Source organism: Arthrobacter sp. 01T419, assembly GCF_056398865.1.
Genome location: NZ_JBFTQF010000012.1, coordinates 121,362 through 127,361, shown reverse-complemented (window position 1 = coordinate 127,361; position 6,000 = coordinate 121,362). Strand labels below are relative to the sequence as shown.

3 rRNA genes are annotated in these 6,000 nt (G+C 56.6%); all 3 read right to left on the bottom strand.

The window, feature by feature from the left end:
• Window positions 1-43 precede the first annotated feature (43 nt).
• A 5S ribosomal RNA gene (gene rrf, locus AC1DLO_RS16905) occupies window positions 44-160 on the bottom strand.
• Between the two features lie 163 nt (window positions 161-323).
• Window positions 324-3,461, bottom strand: a 23S ribosomal RNA gene (locus AC1DLO_RS16900).
• Window positions 3,462-4,009: 548 nt separating this feature from the next.
• Window positions 4,010-5,528 (bottom strand): 16S ribosomal RNA (locus AC1DLO_RS16895).
• Together the 16S, 23S and 5S rRNA genes form the textbook arrangement of a ribosomal RNA operon.
• Window positions 5,529-6,000: the final 472 nt, after the last annotated feature.

The window sequence follows — 6,000 nt, the reverse complement described above, 5'->3', positions numbered from 1 at the left end:
CAGGCCCCGGCACTGGTGTGTCGGGGCCTGACCGTTAATGGTTGTCCGGCGGTGTCCTACTCTCCCACACCCTCCCGGGTGCAGTACCATCGGCGCTGTGGGTCTTAGCTTCCGGGTTCGGAATGGGACCGGGCGTTTCCCCCACGCTATGACCGCCGTAACCCTGTTACCCGGTCCTCCGCACGGGGTGCGGGGCGGGAAGTCTGTGTGGTTACAACTTCGGTTCCCTGGGGAACTGTGGTGTTGTTATTCAGTTGTTGGTTCCGTCGAACGGTTTGTTGTTCGGGAACCACATAGTGGACGCAAGCAGTGATCGTGTTTGTGTGGTGTAAGTTGTCGGCCTATTAGTACCGGTCAGCTTCAACAGTCGTTGGTCCTGTCTTCCACATCCGGCCTATCAACCCAGTGGTCTGGCTGGGGGCCTCTCACACACGAGGTGTCTGGAAATCTCATCTTGAAGCGAGCTTCCCGCTTAGATGCTTTCAGCGGTTATCCCATCCGAACGTAGCTAATCAGCGGTGCACTTGGCAGTACAACTGACACACCAGAGGTTCGTCCGTCCCGGTCCTCTCGTACTAAGGACAGCCCTTCTCAAATTTCCTGCGCGCGCAGCGGATAGGGACCGAACTGTCTCACGACGTTCTAAACCCAGCTCGCGTACCGCTTTAATGGGCGAACAGCCCAACCCTTGGGACCTACTCCAGCCCCAGGATGCGACGAGCCGACATCGAGGTGCCAAACCATGCCGTCGATATGGACTCTTGGGCAAGATCAGCCTGTTATCCCCGAGGTACCTTTTATCCGTTGAGCGACGGCCATTCCACAATGTACCGCCGGATCACTAGTCCCGACTTTCGTCCCTGCTTGAGATGTCTCTCTCACAGTCAAGCTCCCTTGTGCACTTACACTCGACACCTGATTGCCAACCAGGCTGAGGGAACCTTTGGGCGCCTCCGTTACTTTTTAGGAGGCAACCGCCCCAGTTAAACTACCCATCAGGCACTGTCCCTGACCCGGATCACGGGCCGAAGTTAGATGTCCAAAGTGACCAGAGTGGTATTTCAACGATGACTCCACCCCCACTGGCGTGAGGGCTTCAACGTCTCCCACCTATCCTACACAAGCCACTCCGAACACCAATACCAAACTATAGTAAAGGTCTCGGGGTCTTTCCGTCCTGCTGCGCGTAACGAGCATCTTTACTCGTACTGCAATTTCGCCGAGTTTATGGTTGAGACAGCGGGGAAGTCGTTACTCCATTCGTGCAGGTCGGAACTTACCCGACAAGGAATTTCGCTACCTTAGGATGGTTATAGTTACCACCGCCGTTTACTGGGGCTTAAATTCTCAGCTTCGCCTTGCGGCTAACCGGTCCTCTTAACCTTCCAGCACCGGGCAGGAGTCAGTCCGTATACATCGTCTTGCGACTTCGCACGGACCTGTGTTTTTAGTAAACAGTCGCTTCCCCCTGRTCTCTGCGGCCCCGATCCCCTCCCACCAGCAAGTGGTGTTCAAGGTTGGGGCCCCCCTTCTCCCGAAGTTACGGGGGCATTTTGCCGAGTTCCTTAACCATAATTCTCTCGATCGCCTTGGTATTCTCTACCTGATCACCTGTGTCGGTTTGGGGTACGGGCGGCTGGGACCTCGCGCCGATGCTTTTCTAGGCAGCATAGGATCACCGGATCCCCCCATGACGGGGGTCCCATCAGATCTCAGGAACGTCATCAAAGACACAGCGACGGATTTGCCTATCGCTGACCCTACATCCTTAGACCGGGGCAACCATCGCCCGGCCCGGCTACCTTCCTGCGTCACACCTGTTAATACGCTTACCTCCCGGGATCAGGTCCCGCGCTCGGCCAAAACCCGCACACCACAAGGGTGATTGGGCAGGCTCCGGGCGGTTAGTATCCCCCGCTTGGCATGGGCGGTCCTTCGCCGGTACGGGAATATCAACCCGTTGTCCATCGACTACGCCTGTCGGCCTCGCCTTAGGTCCCGACTTACCCAGGGCAGATTAGCTTGACCCTGGAACCCTTGATCATTCGGCGGACGGGTTTCTCACCCGTCTTTCGCTACTCATGCCTGCATTCTCACTCGTGTAGGCTCCACCGCTGGTTTACACCGCGACTTCACCGCCCACACGACGCTCCCCTACCACTCCAGACGACTGAACCACGAAGGCTTGCCACTGTCTGAAATCCACAACTTCGGCGGTGTACTTGAGCCCCGCTACATTGTCGGCGCGGAATCACTTGACCAGTGAGCTATTACGCACTCTTTCAAGGATGGCTGCTTCTAAGCCAACCTCCTGGTTGTCTTCGCAACTCCACATCCTTTCCCACTTAGCACACGCTTAGGGGCCTTAGTTGGTGGTCTGGGCTGTTTCCCTCTCGACTATGAAGCTTATCCCCCACAGTCTCACTGCTGCGCTCTCACTTACCGGCATTCGGAGTTTGGCTGACGTCAGTAACCTTGTAGGGCCCATCGGCCATCCAGTAGCTCTACCTCCGGCAAGAAACACGCAACGCTGCACCTAAATGCATTTCGGGGAGAACCAGCTATCACGGAGTTTGATTGGCCTTTCACCCCTACCCACAGCTCATCCCCTCCATTTTCAACTGAAGTGGGTTCGGTCCTCCACGACGTCTTACCGTCGCTTCAACCTGGCCATGGGTAGATCACTCCGCTTCGGGTCTAGATCACGCCACTACACTCGCCCTGTTCAGACTCGCTTTCGCTACGGCTACCCCACACGGGTTAACCTCGCGACGTAACACTAACTCGCAGGCTCATTCTTCAAAAGGCACGCCGTCACAGCTACAAGGCTGCTCCGACGGATTGTAAGCACACGGTTTCAGGTACTGTTTCACTCCCCTCCCGGGGTACTTTTCACCTTTCCCTCACGGTACTGGTCCGCTATCGGTCATTAGGAAGTATTTAGGCTTATCAGGTGGTCCTGACAGATTCACACGGGATTTCTCGGGCCCCGTGCTACTTGGGATCCTCTCCAGGCGGCACACAACATTACGGTTACGGGGCTCACACCCTCTACGGCCGGCCTTTCAAGACCGTTCACCTATGCCCATGCTCTCACCCCGCCGGTCCGGCAGAACCAGCACGGAAAGTCCCACAACCCCGCCCATGCAACGCCCGCCGGCTATCACACATGGAACGGTTTAGCCTCATCCGCGTTCGCTCGCCACTACTAACGGAATCACTCTTGTTTTCTCTTCCTGCGGGTACTGAGATGTTTCACTTCCCCGCGTTCCCCCCACGCACCCTATGTGTTCAGATGCGGGTCACCAGATCACGAAAAACGCGTCTGGCGGGGTTTCCCCATTCGGACATCCTGGGATCACCGTTCGGTTATCAACTCCCCCAGGCTTATCGCAGATTCCTACGTCCTTCTTCGGCTCCTAATGCCAAGGCATCCACCGTGTGCCCTTAAAAACTTGACCACACAAGATCAAACAAACACTCTCGAGAGAACCAGACCCCCCACAAAGGAAGGGCCGGGTTCATAAAAAGAAATTGCTGTAGACACAAACAGCACAAAGCCGCCTGTGTCAGATGCTCGCGTCCACTATGTAGTTCTCAAACAACAACCCCGTACCACACACCCCGCACGCCGACCCGCCCCACAACAAAGAGGACAGCCGCCACGCACGGAACCATGCAGCCAGGAAACCAGAAACACACAACACCGGAAAAACCACGCAACCCTCACAGGCCACGCACCCCGGCCCTGTTGCCTCAGGACCCAACAGTGTGCCAAACACGAAAACCGGCCCTCCCCGCCCCGCACCCTTCCACGACACCCCCACCCACAAAAAAGGGACAAGGACATCCGTACTAAGCACAGAACAAAAACAACCGGCCGCTATCTGCTGATATTCCACCCATGAGCACCCACCGCAGAACAGACGCCTGCGCAATGGGCTTTGCTTCCACACACCCCCGACCACAACCATGCGGACGGGACAGGGGCGATAATGGTGCTCCTTAGAAAGGAGGTGATCCAGCCGCACCTTCCGGTACGGCTACCTTGTTACGACTTAGTCCCAATCGCCGGTCCCACCTTCGACGGCTCCCCCCACAAGGGTTAGGCCACCGGCTTCGGGTGTTACCAACTTTCGTGACTTGACGGGCGGTGTGTACAAGGCCCGGGAACGTATTCACCGCAGCGTTGCTGATCTGCGATTACTAGCGACTCCGACTTCATGGGGTCGAGTTGCAGACCCCAATCCGAACTGAGACCGGCTTTTTGGGATTAGCTCCACCTCACAGTATCGCAACCCTTTGTACCGGCCATTGTAGCATGCGTGAAGCCCAAGACATAAGGGGCATGATGATTTGACGTCGTCCCCACCTTCCTCCGAGTTGACCCCGGCAGTCTCCTATGAGTCCCCGGCCGAACCGCTGGCAACATAGAACGAGGGTTGCGCTCGTTGCGGGACTTAACCCAACATCTCACGACACGAGCTGACGACAACCATGCACCACCTGTGAACCAGCCTCAAGAGGGGAACGCATCTCTGCGCTTTACTAGTCCATGTCAAGCCTTGGTAAGGTTCTTCGCGTTGCATCGAATTAATCCGCATGCTCCGCCGCTTGTGCGGGCCCCCGTCAATTCCTTTGAGTTTTAGCCTTGCGGCCGTACTCCCCAGGCGGGGCACTTAATGCGTTAGCTACGGCGCGGAAAACGTGGAATGTCCCCCACACCTAGTGCCCAACGTTTACGGCATGGACTACCAGGGTATCTAATCCTGTTCGCTCCCCATGCTTTCGCTCCTCAGCGTCAGTTAATGCCCAGAGACCTGCCTTCGCCATCGGTGTTCCTCCTGATATCTGCGCATTTCACCGCTACACCAGGAATTCCAGTCTCCCCTACATCACTCTAGTCTGCCCGTACCCACTGCAGAACCGGAGTTGAGCCCCGGTCTTTCACAGCAGACGCGACAAACCGCCTACGAGCTCTTTACGCCCAATAATTCCGGATAACGCTTGCGCCCTACGTATTACCGCGGCTGCTGGCACGTAGTTAGCCGGCGCTTCTTCTGCAGGTACCGTCACTTTCGCTTCTTCCCTACTGAAAGAGGTTTACAACCCGAAGGCCGTCATCCCTCACGCGGCGTCGCTGCATCAGGCTTCCGCCCATTGTGCAATATTCCCCACTGCTGCCTCCCGTAGGAGTCTGGGCCGTGTCTCAGTCCCAGTGTGGCCGGTCACCCTCTCAGGCCGGCTACCCGTCGTCGCCTTGGTAGGCCATTACCCCACCAACAAGCTGATAGGCCGCGAGTCCATCCAAAACCGCAAAAGCTTTCCACCACCACCGCATGCGCGGAATGGTCATATCCGGTATTAGACCCAGTTTCCCAGGCTTATCCCAGAGTCAAGGGCAGGTTACTCACGTGTTACTCACCCGTTCGCCACTAATCCCCGGTGCAAGCACCGGATCATCGTTCGACTGACACAGGACCAGCCAAAACAACCAATTCATAAAAACAAATCGGTATCAACAAACTTGGCACACTATTGAGTTCTCAAACAACAGACACACCCGACACCACCCACACCCACAAAAGGGTCCAGGATCGCTCCGGAGCAACTTTCCAAASTTACCAGACCAGCCCTCCCGGCACAACTCCCGAACCCGGGAACCACGCCGGACAAAACACCATCCGGGACCCCCGGAAACCGCACCGGAACACACAAAAGCGAACCAAGAACTGGTTTCCATTTGAAAGGGAGTCTGTCGCAATTTTYCCGCACCAGCGGCGGCGACTCGAACTACTCTACACACCACCAAGACCCCACGCAAATTCACGCGCAGAGGCTCAAGAACCGCGGCAATCCGCGGCGAAACGGACGGTTACGCGTAAAAAGAAGCCGTCGGCGTCGTCGTCGAGCATTGTGTGGTGCACCACTTAAACGGAAGCAACGGTTAAACGCAAGAAGGGCCAGCAACCAAACGGTTGCCGGCCCTTCTAGTGCTTC